Here is a 15,439-nt window from a genome sequence, read left to right as displayed (position 1 = left end):
AGGGTCGCAGCGTGGGGGCAGAGCCATCACGCAGGGGTCAGGGTCAAGCGAAAGAGTCGGTTTAGAAGAAGAAGCTGACGTCGAAGGACGCCACCACTTGCGAGTCCTTTTCCCCATCGGCGTAGGCATCGCGACCGGGGCCGGAATGGATGTCGTAGCGCAGTTCCGGACGCAGGCGCACATTCGGTGTCGGCGTCCACGCCAGGTTGGTGGTAACGCCGTAGAAACTGCCCCAGGTCGGATCGGGAATCCCGGTGTCCGGGTCGATGTTGGCCATCATCACGTGCACCGGGGCGTCGGTGTAGAACCATTCGGCGCGACTGTTCCACATCAGGGTTTCGCTGATTTTGTGATACCAGTTAATGTCGGTGCCGTACCAGGTTGCATCGTCTTTGTTGGCGAACCCGGCGAAGGCGCCCTGCTCCTGTGTGCCGTAATTCAGCTCCAGCGCCACGCGGTTGTTCGGGTCGAGCACCTGCGACAAGGTCAAGTAAGACGCCAGGCGCTTGTAGTCGTCATCCTTGGTCCCGGCCGGCAGCGGCGAACCACAACTGCATTCGGCGAAGCTGTCGCCGGCGCCGTTGCCGTAGATGTTTTCCCAGTCTATCCAGGTGCCGAAGTCCGCCGAACGCCAGCGTACGTTGGCGATCACGTCCGGGTCGTGGTTGGGGTCCTGCAGGTTGTTCCAGCCTTGCACCACACCGAGCTCGAAACCCAGCATGCTTTGCCCCGGCTCCGAGGGCAGTTTGAACGAGTACAGCGCGCCGGCATGTTTGGCTGGACCGTGCATGAACGAATAGGTGTGCGAGTAGAAGTCGGTCGGCGCAGGCGACGGCAAGGCGAAGCCGATTTCGTTTTCCAGCGGAGTGTGGAAGATCCCGATCATCAGGTCCGAACCGCCCAGCACCGGGAAGTAGAAGTCGACGTACGCTTGAGCGAATGTGAAGGCTTCGTCCTCGGCCTTGTTATCGCGGTTGACGCTGAGATCTTCGTCCCAGCCGTAGGTCTTGAAGAAGCGTGCGTCCTTGCCATACAGCGCCGTGACGTTGAAACCCCAGTCCGCCTCTTGCGGCATCGGCCCGGGAAACGGTCCCACACGGCCGACCACGTTGCTCTTGGGTTTCTTCTCCACGGCAAGGGCGAACTGATTGAGGTTCACGCCTTCGTCGGTATTGAAGAAGCTCTGCTTGCTGACGTCATCCGTGCCGTTGTTGTTGTAGATCGCTCCGACCTGGCCCCAGCCATAGATCTTGATGCCATGCTCGCGCTCAAGGCTGTCACCGAACACCCCGCGTACCAACGAACCCATCGGATCGTCCGCCGCCAAGGCTGTCGCGGGAAACAAAACGCCGCCACCCGGAACGGGCGCGAACAGGGTCGCTGCGCAGACCCATGCACGAATACTCATACCTGCCTTCCTTATTTTTATAGGAGCCAACCCCCCGAAGGGGCGTAAGGCCGAAAGCAAGGTATGACGTCTTGATGAGCCCTGGCTGGAGCTCCACCCGGTCGTTGGCGGATCGTGGTGTTCGGCGTAATGGAGGCTACAAGCCCGCCACTGCACCAACAATTCCATTCTCGGCGACTTCAGTGTTTGCGTATTCAGAACAATGCTGCGGGGATTTGAACCCAACGCAACCGAACTGTAGGAGCCAGCCTGCTGGCGATGGCGTCGGGTCAGTCAACTCAGGTGGTGAAGCTGATGACCTCATCGCCAGCAGGCTGGCTCCCACAGGGGATCTGTGGTGGCTGCAGGATTTGCGTACGACGGAGATCAAACTGTGGGAGCCAGCCTGCTGGCGATGGCGTCGGGTCAGTCAACTCAGGTGGTGAAGCTGATGGCCTCATCGCGAGCAAGCTTGCTCCTACAGGTATTGTGGCGCTGATCAGGCTTTCGACGGCAGCGGATACAGCTGTTCGTCGAACTGCGACAGTTTCGGAAACACCAGGGGCTGATCGTCGCTCAGTTGTTGCAGGCGCTGGTCGTAATCGGCAAGGAATTGCTGGCGCGCCTCGTCGCTGATGTACGGCACATGCCAGGCCACGAATGGTTCCAGCACGTCGAAGCCAACATAGGCCAACGTCCCGCGCAGGATCGGCCGCAGCATGTCCTCCAACGGACCATGGATCGCCTCTTCACCGAACATGTGTTCACGGCCACCCAAGGTCACTGTGACCAACGCTTTTTTGCCGGCGAGCCCGCCCTGATCATAGAAACGCTTGCCGCCATAGCAAATCCCGGATACCAGTACCCGGTCAATCCAGCCCTTGAGTATCGCCGGGGTGGAGAACCAGAAGATCGGGAAGTTGAGGATCAGCAGGTCGGCCCACAGCAGCTTGTCCAGTTCCGCCTGGATGTCCGCGGCCAGGGACTGGCTTTTCACCCCCAGGCGTTGTTCCAGGGCGTAGACCAGGTACTCGGGATTTTCCCGGGACGAGAAGTCATCGGCGCTGGCCACCGGGTTCCAGTTCATCTTGTACAGGTCGCTGACCTGCACTTCGTGGCCCTGGGCTTGGAGGGTGGCAATCGCCTGGTCGCGCAAGGCGGCGGTGAACGATTGGGGCTCTGGGTGAGCGTGGACAATCAGTACTTTCATGGTAATTCCTTAGACTTTTTCCAGCGTAGGGTTTGAATTCGGGGTAGCACGGCTGGCCAGCAAGCGGTCGAGCCAGTCGGGGTCCATTTGCGGTTCGGAGGAAAACAGCAATCCGGTGTAGTCCTGATGCGGTGGGGTGAAAATAGCACTGCGCGAGCCATGATCCACCACCCTGCCCCGTTGCATCACCAGCACTTCGTCGGCGATCGCCCGCACGGTGGCGACGTCATGGGTGATGAACAGGTAGGCCACGCCGAGCTGTTGCTGAATGCGGTTGAGCAGCTTGAGCACGCCTTCGGCCACCAGCTGATCGAGGGCCGAGGTGACTTCGTCGCAGATGATCAGCTGCGGATCGGCCGCCAGGGCCCGGGCAATGCAGATCCGCTGTTTCTGCCCGCCGGACAATTCACGGGGCTGACGCTCCATGAAGGTCGCCGGGTCCAGCTCAATCATTTCCAGCAGCTCGGCGACCCGCGCACGCATGGCTTTGCCCTTGAGCCCGAGATAAAAGGTCAGCGGCCGGCCGATGATGTCGACGATGCGCTGGCGTGGGTTCAGCGCCGTGTCGGGGATCTGATAAATCATCTGGATGCGCCGCAGTTGCTCCTTGCTGCGTTGGCGGAAGTCCGCTGGCAGCAGTTGGCCGTCATACAGCACCTCGCCGTAAGTAGGCGGCAGCAAGCCGGTAATCAGTCGCGCGGTGGAGCTTTTGCCGCTGCCGGATTCGCCGATGACCGCCAGGGTCTGGCCACGATACAGCTTCAAGGAAACGTCGTGCAGCACCGGTTGATGACCGTAACTGGCGCAACTCTGGCGCAACTCCAGAAGCGGTTGCTCCTGCTGTGGCAACGCCTTGGGTTCGGTGCGGAAACTGCGCACCGCCCATAACGACTTGGTGTAGTCCTCCTGCGGGTCACCGAGCATCTTGCGGGTCTCGGCCTCTTCCACCAGCTTGCCATGGCGCAGCACCATGATGCGGTCGGCCATCTGCGCCACCACCGCGAGGTCGTGGCTGATGTAGATCGCCGCACTGCCGTAGGTCTTCACCGCATCGCGAATCGCTGCCAGCACCTCGATCTGGGTCGTGACGTCGAGGGCGGTGGTCGGTTCGTCGAAGATGATCAGGTCCGGGTGGCAGGCCATCGCCATGGCAGTCATGACCCGCTGCAACTGGCCGCCGGAGACCTGATGCGGGTAACGCTGGCCGATCTGTTCGGGGTTGGGCAAGCGCAGCACGCGATACAACTCCACAGCCTCGCGCATGGCCTGTTCGCGGCTGATGCCGCCGTTTTTCACCGCCGTCTCGACATGTTGATCGATCAGGCGGTGAGCCGGATTGAACGAAGCCGCGGCACTTTGCGCGACGTAGGCGATGCGCAAACCGCGCAGCTTACGCAGGGCTTCGGGCCTGGCCTTGAGCAGGTCGATGCCGTCGAAATGCACGGTACCGCCGGTAATCTTGCAGCCGTCGCGGGTATAGCCCATGGCGGACAGGCCGAGGGTCGATTTGCCCGCCCCCGATTCGCCGATCAGCCCCAGCACCTCACCGCGTTGCAGGGTCAGGTCGATGCCCTTGATCAACGGATGCCAGGCGTCCTCGTAGTGGCCTTCGATGTGCAGGTTGCGGATTTCCAGCAAGGGTTTGGAGGTCGTCATGTTCAGCATTCCTTGAGGCCGCTGGATTTGTGCAGCATCCAGTCGACGACGAAGTTGACGCTGACCGTGATCAGCGCCACGGCCAGGGCGGGCAGTAATGGACTGATGTCGCCGAAAGTGATCAGCACGGCGTTGTCGCGCACCATGCTGCCCCAGTCGGCGGTGGGCGGCTGGATGCCCAGGCCGAGGAACGACAGCGCACTGATGAACAGGAACACGAAGCAGAACCGCAGGCCGAATTCGGCAATCAGCGGCGCCGCCGCGTTGGGCAGTACCTCGCGGGTCACCAGCCAGTACAGGCCTTCACCGCGCAGGCGCGCAGCCTCGACGAAGTCCTGCACCACCACGTTCATCGCTACCGCCCGGGACAGGCGAAACACCCGGGTCGCATCCAGCAGCGCGATCACCAGCACCAGCGATGTCGCGTTGGTGCCGACCACACTGAGAATCAGCAAGGCAAAAATCAGTTGTGGAATGGCCATCAGGATGTCCACCACCCGCGACAGCCCCTGGTCGATCGCACCGCCCTTGATCGCCGCAATCAGGCCGCAGGTGCCGCCCAACAGGAACGCCAGCACCGTGGTCAGGAAGGCAATGCCCAAGGTGTTGCGCGCGCCATAGACCAGGCGGCTGAACATGTCGCGTCCCAGGTTATCGGTGCCCAACAGGAACTGCCCGCCCCACGGCGCGAAGCCCTCGCCCACCACCTGGGTTTCGCCAAACGGTGCGAGGACCTCGGCAAACAACGCCACCAGGATGTACACAACGATCACCAGCAAACCGAACTGCGCACTCAGCGGCGCCCGGTGCAAAGTTTTAAGCAGGCTCATGGTCTACCCCTTTGGATGCATCAGACGCGGGTTGCTGGCAATCGACAGCACGTCGGCGCTGGTATTGAGCAGGATGTAAGTCGCGGCAAAGATCAGGCTGCAGGCCTGCACCACCGGGATGTCGCGCTTGGCCACCGAGTCCACCAGCAACTGGCCGAGGCCCGGATAGACAAACACCACCTCGACCACCACCACGCCGACCACCAGGTACGCCAGGTTCAGCGCCACCACGTTGACGATCGGTGCCAGCGCATTGGGCAAGGCATGGCGGAAAATGATCCGCGACTGGCTGATGCCCTTGAGCCGGGCCATTTCGATGTAGGGGCTGGCCAGCAGGTTGATCAGCGAGGCGCGGGTCATGCGCATCATCTGCGCGATCACCACCAGGCTCAGGGTCGCCACCGGCAGCACCGAGCGCTCCAGTACCTCGCCCAGCGAGGCGTTCGGCGAGAGATTGGAAATGCTCGGGAACCAGTTGAGCTTCACCGCGAACACCAGGATCAGGATGTAGGCGACGAAGAACTCGGGGAACGACACCGCGCTCAGGGCCGAGGTGTTGAGCAGGCGGTCGAACCAGCTGTTGCGATACAAGGCTGCGAGCATCCCCAGCAATAAGGCCAGCGGCACCGAGACCATGGCCGCCAGCAAGGCCAGGCTGAAGGTGTTGCCCAGGCGATTGCCGACCAGATCGGCGATCGGCCGCTGGTTGGCCAGTGACACGCCCAGGTCACCGTGCAGCAATTGCCAGATCCAGTGACCGAAACGGGTCAGGGGCGGCAGGTCCAGGCCCAGTTGCGCACGGTAGGCCGCCACGGTTTCCGGGGTGGCGGACTGGCCGAGCATGGCCTGGGCGATATCGCCCGGGAGCAGTCCTACGGCGAGGAAGATGATGACTGAAACGGCGAACAGGGACAGCAAGCCTAATGCCAGGCGCTGCCCTAATAGCTTGAAAATACTTCTCATCGTGCGGTTCCTTGAAATGGGCACGTCTTTGAAAGCAGCGAATTACCCCTGTAGGAGCTGGCTTGCCAGCGAAAGCGGTAGGTCATCCAACATCAATGTTGCCTGTGCCGACGCCTTCGCTGGCAAGCCAGCTCCTACAGGGATCTTGGAATTACGCCTGCCACCAGCGCTCGATGACGCGCAAACCGTCGAGTTCACCGTAAGGCGCGGTCTGTCCGCCGTGTGCCACCTTGTTCGAACGCGCCGCCACCGAGCTTGCGAACAACGGCACGATCGCCCCGCCGTCATCGCGGCACAGCGCCTGCATTTCGTTGTACATCTCGCGGCGCAGCGGCTCGTTCATTTCGCCCCGGGCGGCGTTGAGCAGTTGGTTGAAACGCGGGTTGTCCCAATGGGTTTCGTTCCATGCCGCGCCCTTGGCGTAGCCGATGCTGAACATGCGGTCGGCGGTCAGGCTGCTGTACCAGAACGAGGTGGTGAAGGGTTGCTTCATCCAGACGTTGGAGAAGAAACCGTCGGCCGGCTCGCGCACCACGTCGATGTCGATCCCCGCCGCCCGCGCCTGCTCCTTGAACAGCACCGAGGCATCGACTGCCCCGCTGTACGCCGCGTCGGAGGCCTGCAGGCGGACCTTGAGCGAATCCAGGCCGGCCTGCTTCAGGTGAAAGCGCGCCTTGTCCGGATCGTAGGTACGTTGCTCCAGCGCCGTGTTGATGAAGCGGCTGCCGGGCTGGATCGGGTGATCGTTGCCCACCAGGCCATAGCCGTACAGCACCGACGCCAGCAGGGTTTCGCGGTTGATCGCGTGCTTCATCGCCAGGCGCACATCGTTGTTCTGGAACACCTGGCTATCGGTGAGCATCGGGAAGGTGTAGTGCTGGGCGCCTTTGGTTTCTTCGATCACCAGGTTCGGGTTGCGCTTGAGCAGCGCCACGGTCTTGAGGTCGACCTTGTTGATCACGTCTACCTGGCCCGTGACCAACGCGTTGATTCGCGCGGCGCCATCGCCGATCGCGACCAGCTCGGCGCCAGCGAAGTGCGCCCGCCCGGCTTTCCAGTAATCCGGGCTGCGTTCCAGGGTCATGCGCACACCCGGCTCGAAGTCCTTGAGACGATAACCGCCGGTGCCGACGCCGGCTTGCCAGTCCGGCACGCCGTCCTTGCTCGGCATGATCACCAGATGGTAATCGGCGACCACGTAGGTGAAGTCGGCATTGCCCGAATGCAGCTCGAACACCACGCTGTCACTGCCGTTGGCGCTGACCTTGGCCACATCGCCCAACACGGTCTTGGCCGCCGAGCTGGATTTTTCTCCGAGGTGATGCTGGATCGAGGCGACCACATCGTCGGCGGTCAGGGTCTTGCCGTTGTGGAAGGTCACACCCTGGCGCAACTTGAAGGTCCAGACGCGTGCGTCGGGGGTTGAGGTCCAGCTTTCAGCCAGTTCGGGGATGGCCGAGCCGTCTACGGCGATTTCAGTCAGGGTGTTATAGATCGCCGAGAAGCCGACAAAGGTGAAGGTGTCGACCCAGGAGCCAGGGTCTTTCGAGTCGGTGGTGCTGGCACCCGCCAGGCCCAGGCGCAGCACGCCGCCGGGTTTCGGTGTCGCCTCTGCAGCCATGGCGCCAAACGGCAGGCCCATGGAGAACGCTCCGGCCACCGCCGCAGCTGCCGCGCTGTACTTCAGGAAGTCTCTGCGCGGGAAACTGAATTCTTGGTTCGCTTGAGTAATCTTGTTTTTGTTATCGCTCATTGCATTGCCCCTGATCAAAAACTAATGGAATACCGGTTCAACACCACGCAAGACACCGGGCCAAGGCCCGGTGCGCATAACCTTTGAATCGCCAACAGTCACACCTGGATCGCCTTCACTTCGACGAATTCGTTGAGCCCCTCTTCCCCCCATTCACGTCCGTTACCGGATTGTTTGTAGCCGCCGAAAGGCGCCTGGTAATTGAATGCCGCGCCATTGACAAAGCACTGGCCCGCCCGCAGTTGCCGGCCCAATTGCAGGGCTCGTTCGGCACTGCCGGCCCAGACGCCGCTGGACAGGCCGAACGGCGAGTCGTTGGCGAGCTGGATCGCCTGCGCCTCATCGGCATAGGGGATCAGGCACAGTACCGGGCCGAAGATCTCTTCCTGCGCGATGCGCATGCGGTTGTCGACATCGGCGAACAGCGTCGGGCTGACGTAATAGCCCCGTTCGAATGCCGCGGACGAATCGCCGCCGCACAGCAGCCGCGCGCCTTCCTCCTGGCCGACCTTGATGTAATCGAGCACGGTACGGCGCTGGCCGGCCGAACACATCGGGCCGAGAAAACTTTGCGGGTCGAGGGGATCGCCCATGCGCAGGCTCAAGGTTTCTGCCAACGCCAGTTCGACGGCCTCGGCATACCGACTGGCCGGCAGCAGCATGCGCGTCAGCGCCGTGCAGGTCTGGCCGGAGTTGATCATCACGTCCTGCACGCCATAACGCACGGCGGCAGCCAGGTCGGCGTCCTCGGCAATCAGCAGCGGCGACTTGCCGCCCAGTTCCAGGCACACCCGCTTGACCGAAGGTGCCGCCGCTTGCGCGACCCGCACCCCGGCGCCGGTGGAACCGGTGAACGACACCATGTCCACATCCGGGTGTTTGGCCAACGCTTCGCCAACTTTCGAACCGGGCCCGCTGACCAGGTTGAACACCCCGGCCGGCAGGCCGATGGCCTCGATCATCTGCGCCAGCAGGAAGGCATGCAGCGGCGTTTCCTGACTCGGCTTGACCACCACCGTGCACCCGGCAGCCAGGGCCGGAGCGAGTTTGCCGATCAACTGGTGCAGCGGGTAATTCCACGGATTGATGAACGCACAGACACCCACCGCCTCACGAATCACCAGCGAGTTGCCGACCTCGCGCACTTCGTCCATCAGGCCGGCGAGTTCGACGTACTGCTCCAGGCCAACGATCGGCCCGTCCACCTGCACCGAACGGCACCATTGCACCGGCATGCCCAGCTCAGTGGTGATCACCGCGGCCATTTCATCGGCGCGGGCGCGCAGTTGTTCTGCCAGCGCGCGGATGTAGCCGGCACGCACGCTCGACGGCGTGCGCGACCATGGACCAAAGGCCTTGCGTGCGGCGGCCACGGCGTTGTCGACATCGCATTCGTCGCCCAGGGGCACGCTGCCGGCGACTTCTTCGGTGGCCGGGTTGATCACCTCGGCGATGCCCTGGCCCGACGGGGTAATCCAGCGGCCATCGATAAACAGTGCCTTGTGGTTAAGCATGCAGCTGGGCCTCCATCAGTTCATGGGCACAACGGGCGATGCGCTGACAGGCATCGCGCAGCGGACCGGCGCCGACCACCAGGCCGAGGCGAATGTGCCCGGCCGCACTCGGCCCGAAGGCTTCACCGGCCAGTACCGAAACACCGTGGCGATCGAGCAGACGGTCGGCAAATGCCTGGGCGCTGAGCCCGGTTTCGCGGATATCGACCATCACGAACATCCCGCCGTCGGGCTTCAGGGCACGTACGCCCGGGCAATCGGCCAGGGATTCACACACCAGGTCGCGGCGCTGGCGATAGGCTTCGCGCATGGCGTCCAGTTCCGGCAAGTTGCTTTCCAGCGCCACCACGGCAGCGTCCTGAACGAAGTCCGGCGAACCATAGAGCATGCACAGCGCGAGGTTTTCCAGGTGCGCGGTCAGGGACGGCGACGCCACCACCCAACCGACGCGCCAACCGGTCATGGCGTGGGATTTCGACAGGCTGTTGAGGGTCGCGGTGCGCTCGGCCATGCCCGGCAGGCTCGCCGGGCTGACGTGTTCGCCCTCGAACAGCAGCTCGCTGTAGACCTCATCGGAAATCAGCCACAGGTCGTGGGCGATGCACAGTTCCGCCAAGGCTTGCCAGGTGCTGCGCGGCAGGCTCGCGCCCGACGGGTTGTGCGGACTGTTCAGCGCCAGTGCACGGGTACGCGGGGTGATGCGGGCGGCGACGTCTTCCGGCAGTACCCGGAAACCGTTCTCGGAACGCACCGGCACCGGCACGACCTTGGCACCGCATGCGCCGAACACCGCTTCGTAAGTGACGTACATCGGCTCGGCGACTATCACTTCATCGCCGGGATTGAGCACGCACTGGGCGACGCAGAACAACGCGCATTGCGCCCCGGCCAGCACCGTGACCTCATCGGCCGAAACGACCTGGCCGCTGCGCTTCTGATGACGCCGGGCGATGGCTTCGCGCAAAGCGCGCTTGCCGCGTACATCAGCGTAATGGGTGTTGCCGGCCAGCAGGCTATCGATCGCCCCCTGGACGATGGGTTGTGGCGTGTCGAAATCCGGGTCGCCCACGGACAGCAGCAGGATGTCTTCGCCCTGCTCGCGCAATGCCAGCGCGCGGTAGTGAATATCCCAGGCGGCGGCGCCGTCACCGGCGATTCGTTGCGTCAGATCGGAAAAGCGCATGGCCCTACTCCCTCTAAAAAGTTGAACGTCAGCGAACGCATGCGTGCTTGAGTTCGATCAGGGTGACCCCGTTGCGCTTGAAGCCCAGGCGCAGGTCGGTTTGCAGTTCCGCGAGGTTCTGCGGCTGGGTTACGGAGCAACCGAAGGCACGGCCAAGGGCGGCGAAATCCGGATTACGCGGCAGTACGCCGATCGGCTCGATGTCCAGGCCAAGCATGTCGTCGCGGATCTGCCCCAGGGCGTCGTTGTTCCACAGCAGCACCACCAGCGGGCTATCCAGCTCCTCGACCGCAGTGGCCAGTTCTTGCGCGGTGTAGAGGAAACCGCCATCGCCCACCAGCACCAGGCCTGGCCGTTGCGGTGCACCGAACTTGGCGCCGATACCGGCCGGCAAGCCGTAGCCCAAGGTGCCGTAACCGGTCGGATGCAACCAGCTGCGGGTGGCCTGGCTGGCGAAGGCGTAGTTGCCGGTGTAGGCCAGCTGGGTCATGTCGGTACTGATGAAGGCGTCTTGCGGCAGTTCGGCAGCGATGCGATCAAGGATGGCTTGATGGATCAACTGCAACGAGCCATGGCTGGCCTTGACCGCTTCATGCAATGCGGCGACCGAGGCAACCGCTGCGCTGGCATCCCGTACATCGTTTGGCAGACGCTCCAGCAAACCGCTGAGGGTTTGTTGGGCATCACCCTGCAACGCCACCGTACAGGGGTAGAAATCGTTGAATTTGCGCGGATCGATATCCACACGCAGGAGTTCAGCGTTGAGCGGCAGGCGTTCACGCCAGTAATCGGTATCGGCCATTTCGGTGCCGACCGCCAGCACCACGTCGGCTTCGGCGATCAAGTTCCAGCCCGGCTCTACGCACAGGGACGAACCGGCATTGAGCGACGCGTCGGGTGGCAACAGGCCCTTGCCGGCAACGCTGGTGAACAGCGGCGCGGCCAGTCGAGTGCTGAGTTCATTCAGTTCTTTCGCCGCATTCAAGGCACCACCACCGGCGATGATCATCGGACGCTTTGCGCCGTTGAGCTTGGCCACGGCTTGATCCAGTGCAGTGGCGGACGCCGGACCACGCCCCGGACGACGCACCACGTCATTGCTCCAGTCTCGCGCCACGGGTGCCGACAACACGTCCAGCGGCACCGAAATATGCACCGGCCGTGGACGCTCGCTGTCGAACACCGCATAGGCACGGGCGATCAATTGCGGCAGGTCTTCGGCGGACAAGGCGACGGCGGAGAACGCGGTGATCGGCGCGGTCATGGCGCGCTGGTCCTGGCACTCGTGCAGGATGCCCCAGCCCTTGCCGAGGCTGGCGGTGTGGTTGACGCTGGAAATCACCAGCATCGGAATAGAGTCGGCATAGGCCTGGCCGATACCGGTGGCGGCGTTGGTCACGCCGGGGCCGGTGATGACGAAGCACACGCCGGGTTTGCCACTGACCCGGGCATAGCCGTCGGCCATGAAACTGGCGCCCTGTTCATGGCGGGTCAGCACGTGGCGAATGCCGCTACCGGGCAGGCCGCGATACAGCTCAAGGGTGTGCACGCCGGGAATGCCGAACACGGTATCGACACCGTAGTTGGCCAGCAGACGCACCAGCGCCTGGCCACCGGTCAAGGTTTTGTCTTGCATGTTCAGGTCCTCACGCATGAGCGATGCGAATCAACGCATCGACCGCGGTCGTGCCATGGGCGCCGACCAACAATGGGTTCACATCGAGTTCCAGCAACTGCGCGGCGTTTTCGCAGGCGTAGTCGGCCACGGCGCGGATCGCCGCCACCAGTGCGTCCAGGTCCGCCACTTCGCGCCCACGAAAACCTTGCAGCAACGGGGCGCTGCGCAGGCTCAGCAAGGCCTGGCGAATTGCGCCGTCGGTGGTCGGCAGCAACAGGCTGCGACTGTCCTTGAGCAACTCCACCAGAATCCCGCCCGCGCCAATCACCAGCGCCAGGCCAAAATCGTTTTCGCGCTTGATGCCGACGATCAGTTCGGCCAGCGGTGGCTTGGCCATCGGCTCCAGCAGCACTTGATCGAAGGGCACGTCCGGCGCGTACGCGGCAATGTTCGCCCGCATGTTTTCCAGGGCAGCGCTCAGGGCGGCGCTGTCCTCGAGGTTCAGGGCCACGGCGCCGGCTTCAGTCTTGTGCGGCAACTGTGCACTCACGGCTTTCAATACCAGCGGATAACCCAGTGCCTGGGCATCGTTCAGCGCGTTGTCCGGGTTGCTCAATACACCATTGGGTGTCGGTAGACCGAACGCACGCAACGCCTGTTTCGAGTCCCACTCATTGAGCAGCTGTCCTTCGCCTTCCAGCGCTTGCGGGCAGAGTGGCACGAGGGCCGATTCGCCCAGCGCCAGCAACGCCTGGCGGTTGCGCTGATAACCGGCGATGCGGCCCCAGGCAGCCAAGCCGTCTTCCACGCCTTGCAATGCCGCCACACCTTGGGCATGCAACTGCTCGCGGGCGTGGGCCGGCAACAGTTCCGGGAATGCCGAGGTGACGAATCCGGTCTTGCCATGCCGCACCAGCGCCTTGCAGTACAGGTCCAGCAGCAGGTCGCACTCCTTGCGCTCGCCGGTAAACTCCGCCGGATAGTCGAGCACCAGCATCGCCGCATCGGCTTCGGTGCGCAGGGCGCTGTCGAGCATGCGGTTCAGCGCCTCGCCGTCGCCCCAGATCGCCGTGGTGAAATCCAGCGGGTTGACCAGGTTGGCGTAGCTGGGCAGCACCTCGGCCAGTTCGCCGACTTGCCCGGCATCGAGCTTGGGCAAAGCCAGTTCATTGCGTTCCGCGTAGTCGGCGATCAAACCAGCATCGCCACCGGAACAGGCCAGCGCGATCAGGCTGTTGCCCGCCGGCAAGTTGCCGCAGGCCGCCGCTTTCAGGGTTTCGACGAAGCTCACCGGGCCGCTGACGCGAATCACCCCGAGGCGATCGAACAGCGCGTCGTACAACGCATCGGAACCGGACAGCGAACTGGTGTGACTCAGGGCCAGTTCAGCGCCGATCTGCGACACGCCGGTTTTCAGTGCGATGATCGGGATGCCCTTCTCCAGCGCCTTGTGCGCGGCGCGGGCGAATCCCGGGACGTTCTTCAGGCCTTCCAGGTGCAGGCCGATGGCGGTGACACGCGGCTCGTCGAGCAGAACGTCCATCAGTTCGGCCACGCCCAGTTGCGCCTGGTTGCCCACCGAGGCCATGTAGGCCACCGGCAGCGAGCGGTCGCTCATGGACAGGTTGTAGGCGAAGTTGCCGCTCTGGGTCAGCACCGCCACGCCCTTCTCCACCGCTTTGCCGCCATGGGCCACCGGCCACAGCGCGCTGCTGTGCAGGTAGTCGAGCAGGCCGTAGCAGTTGGGGCCGAGCAAGGCCATCTCGCCCGCGGCTTCGAGCAATTGCTGTTGCAGGGCCTGGCCTTCGGCGCCGGTCTCGGCGAAACCCGAGGCGTAGCAGATCGCGCCGCCGGTGCCGATGGCCGCAAGCTCCGCGACGCAGGTCAGGGTCAGGTCACGGTTGGTGGCGATGAACACCGCGTCGGGCCCGCACGGCAGGTCGGCAACGCTGCGCACGCACGGCACGCCTTCGAGGCTGTCGTGCTGCGGGTTGACCAGCCACATCTGTCCTGGGTAGCCGCCCTCGGCGCAGCGCTTGAGGGCGCGGGCCATGCTGCGGCCGCCGACAAAGGCCACATGCCGGGGCGCGAGCATGCGCTTGAGGTTGTCACGAATGGTCTGGGACATGGGAATTCTCCGGGCCGATCAGCGCAGCAGCGGCCGCAGCAGTTCGCGGGAAATGATGTGCCGCTGGATTTCCGAGGTGCCTTCCCAGACCCGCTCGATCCGCGCGTTACGCCAGATGCGTTCCACCGGACTTTCGTCCATCAGGCCCATGCCGCCAAAAATCTGCACCGCCTCGTCGGCCGCGCGACCGAGCACTTCGCTGGCGAACAGCTTGGCCATGCCGGCCTCGCCGTCGGTCATGGTGCCCTGGTCCATTTTCCAGGCGGTGTGCAGGGTCAGCAGCTCGGCAGCGCGAATCTGCGTGGCCATGTCAGCCAGCTTGAACGACACGCCCTGGAAGTTGCCGATGGCCTGGCCGAACTGTTTGCGATCCGCCGCCCATTGCAGCGACACGTCCAGCGCCCGTTGCGCCTGGCCCACGCAGTTGGCGGCGACCATGACCCGGCCGGCGGTGAGCCAGGCGTTGGCCACGTCCCAACCCTTGCCGACTTCGCCCAGGACTTTATTGGCCGGCACGCGGCAGTCGTCGAAGAACATTTCGAAGGTGTGGTAACCGCGGTTGCTCACGCACTTGGGACCCCGGCGGATGGTCATGCCCGGGGTGTTGCGGTCGACCAGGAACGAGGTCACGGCGTTGCGCTTGCGGCCGTTGTGTTCGTAAGTGTCAGTGACGGCGAAGACGATGGCGAAATCGGCGTGGCCGGCGTGGCTGATGAAGTGCTTGCTGCCGTTGAGCACGAAGTCGTCGCCCTCACGCACAGCGCGGGTCTTGATCGCGTTGGCGTCGGAGCCGGCGCCCGGTTCGGTCAGCGCGAAGCAGTCGATTTTCTCACCCTGGATACACGGCAACAGGTAGTCGTTGATCTGCTCGCCGGTGCAGGCCATGAGGATTTTCGACGGCCGCGCAACGAAAACGTGCAGCGCCCAGGAAACCTTGGAAAGCTCACGTTCGATCAGTGCCTGGGACAGGTAGTCCAGGCCACCACCGCCCACCTCCTCCGGCATGTTGAAGGCATAGAAACCGGCGGCGATCGCCTTGCCGCGGATCTGCGCGGCCAGCTGCGGGGAGACTTCGTCGGCGCGGTCGACCTCGGTTTCATAGGGCAGCAGTTCCTTCTCGACGAAGCTGCGTACCGAGTCCACCAACATTTCTTGTTCTTGGGTCAGTTGGAAATTCATGCTGCTACCTGTTGTTCG

11 protein-coding genes are annotated in these 15,439 nt (G+C 63.5%); all 11 read right to left on the bottom strand.

Annotated features, from left to right (window positions below):
• Nucleotides 1-61 precede the first annotated feature (61 nt).
• The 11 genes from ACM6I6_RS00820 to ACM6I6_RS00770 all read right to left on the bottom strand — a co-directional run bounded on the left by ACM6I6_RS00820 (nt 62) and on the right by ACM6I6_RS00770 (nt 15,421).
• Nucleotides 62-1,408, bottom strand: a complete 1,347-nt coding sequence (locus tag ACM6I6_RS00820) for an outer membrane beta-barrel protein (RefSeq protein WP_323609014.1) — start codon at nt 1,406-1,408, stop codon at nt 62-64.
• A 478-nt stretch (nt 1,409-1,886) separates the two neighbouring features.
• Nucleotides 1,887-2,597, bottom strand: a complete 711-nt coding sequence (locus ACM6I6_RS00815; protein ID WP_274075737.1) for an NAD(P)H-dependent oxidoreductase — start codon at nt 2,595-2,597, stop codon at nt 1,887-1,889.
• Between the two features lie 9 nt (nt 2,598-2,606).
• On the bottom strand, nt 2,607-4,253 hold the full coding sequence (locus ACM6I6_RS00810; RefSeq protein WP_274075738.1) for an ABC transporter ATP-binding protein: 1,647 nt from the start codon (nt 4,251-4,253) through the stop codon (nt 2,607-2,609).
• 2 nt (nt 4,254-4,255) lie between these two features.
• A complete protein-coding gene (locus ACM6I6_RS00805; RefSeq protein WP_414919247.1) occupies nt 4,256-5,083 on the bottom strand; it encodes an ABC transporter permease in 828 nt (275 codons plus the stop codon).
• A gap of 3 nt (nt 5,084-5,086) precedes the next feature.
• A complete protein-coding gene (locus ACM6I6_RS00800) occupies nt 5,087-6,046 on the bottom strand; it encodes an ABC transporter permease (RefSeq protein ID WP_274075740.1) in 960 nt (319 codons plus the stop codon).
• A gap of 151 nt (nt 6,047-6,197) precedes the next feature.
• Complete coding sequence (locus ACM6I6_RS00795; protein ID WP_414919246.1) at nt 6,198-7,799, bottom strand: ABC transporter substrate-binding protein; 1,602 nt, start codon at nt 7,797-7,799, stop codon at nt 6,198-6,200.
• A gap of 98 nt (nt 7,800-7,897) precedes the next feature.
• The gene (locus ACM6I6_RS00790) at nt 7,898-9,313 is read right to left on the bottom strand and encodes an aldehyde dehydrogenase family protein (RefSeq protein ID WP_414919245.1); all 1,416 of its coding nucleotides are present in this window, start codon (nt 9,311-9,313) and stop codon (nt 7,898-7,900) included.
• Complete coding sequence (locus ACM6I6_RS00785) at nt 9,306-10,496, bottom strand: pyridoxal phosphate-dependent aminotransferase (protein ID WP_414919244.1); 1,191 nt, start codon at nt 10,494-10,496, stop codon at nt 9,306-9,308. Before ACM6I6_RS00785 ends, ACM6I6_RS00790 begins: the two co-directional genes overlap by 8 nt.
• A gap of 28 nt (nt 10,497-10,524) precedes the next feature.
• Nucleotides 10,525-12,132: a 5-guanidino-2-oxopentanoate decarboxylase gene (locus ACM6I6_RS00780; protein ID WP_323607302.1), complete on the bottom strand. Its 1,608-nt coding sequence runs from the start codon at nt 12,130-12,132 to the stop codon at nt 10,525-10,527.
• Between the two features lie 10 nt (nt 12,133-12,142).
• Nucleotides 12,143-14,242 (bottom strand): acetate--CoA ligase family protein, encoded by a 2,100-nt coding sequence (locus tag ACM6I6_RS00775; RefSeq protein WP_323607303.1) that lies wholly within the window; start codon nt 14,240-14,242, stop codon nt 12,143-12,145.
• An 18-nt stretch (nt 14,243-14,260) separates the two neighbouring features.
• Nucleotides 14,261-15,421 (bottom strand): acyl-CoA dehydrogenase family protein, encoded by a 1,161-nt coding sequence (locus ACM6I6_RS00770; protein ID WP_274075746.1) that lies wholly within the window; start codon nt 15,419-15,421, stop codon nt 14,261-14,263.
• Between the last annotated feature and the right edge of the window lie 18 nt (nt 15,422-15,439).

This window comes from Pseudomonas sp. IT-P218 (assembly GCF_949767605.1).
GTDB classification, from domain to species: domain Bacteria; phylum Pseudomonadota; class Gammaproteobacteria; order Pseudomonadales; family Pseudomonadaceae; genus Aquipseudomonas; species Aquipseudomonas putida_AE.
Note: the sequence above shows the minus strand (reverse complement) of the source record. Positions and strands in the feature narration are given on the sequence as shown.

What these genes read in the sequence shown, in the direction of transcription:
- ACM6I6_RS00790 (WP_414919245.1), bottom strand. Translation starts at nt 9,313, where the DNA reads ATGCTTAACCACAAGGCACTGTTTATCGATGGCCGCTGGATTACCCCG.
- ACM6I6_RS00815 (WP_274075737.1), bottom strand. Translation starts at nt 2,597, where the DNA reads ATGAAAGTACTGATTGTCCACGCTCACCCAGAGCCCCAATCGTTCACC.
- ACM6I6_RS00820 (WP_323609014.1), bottom strand. Translation starts at nt 1,408, where the DNA reads ATGAGTATTCGTGCATGGGTCTGCGCAGCGACCCTGTTCGCGCCCGTT.
- ACM6I6_RS00785 (WP_414919244.1), bottom strand. Translation starts at nt 10,496, where the DNA reads ATGCGCTTTTCCGATCTGACGCAACGAATCGCCGGTGACGGCGCCGCC.
- ACM6I6_RS00780 (WP_323607302.1), bottom strand. Translation starts at nt 12,132, where the DNA reads ATGCAAGACAAAACCTTGACCGGTGGCCAGGCGCTGGTGCGTCTGCTG.
- ACM6I6_RS00805 (WP_414919247.1), bottom strand. Translation starts at nt 5,083, where the DNA reads ATGAGCCTGCTTAAAACTTTGCACCGGGCGCCGCTGAGTGCGCAGTTC.
- ACM6I6_RS00800 (WP_274075740.1), bottom strand. Translation starts at nt 6,046, where the DNA reads ATGAGAAGTATTTTCAAGCTATTAGGGCAGCGCCTGGCATTAGGCTTG.
- ACM6I6_RS00770 (WP_274075746.1), bottom strand. Translation starts at nt 15,421, where the DNA reads ATGAATTTCCAACTGACCCAAGAACAAGAAATGTTGGTGGACTCGGTA.
- ACM6I6_RS00775 (WP_323607303.1), bottom strand. Translation starts at nt 14,242, where the DNA reads ATGTCCCAGACCATTCGTGACAACCTCAAGCGCATGCTCGCGCCCCGG.
- ACM6I6_RS00795 (WP_414919246.1), bottom strand. Translation starts at nt 7,799, where the DNA reads ATGAGCGATAACAAAAACAAGATTACTCAAGCGAACCAAGAATTCAGT.
- ACM6I6_RS00810 (WP_274075738.1), bottom strand. Translation starts at nt 4,253, where the DNA reads ATGACGACCTCCAAACCCTTGCTGGAAATCCGCAACCTGCACATCGAA.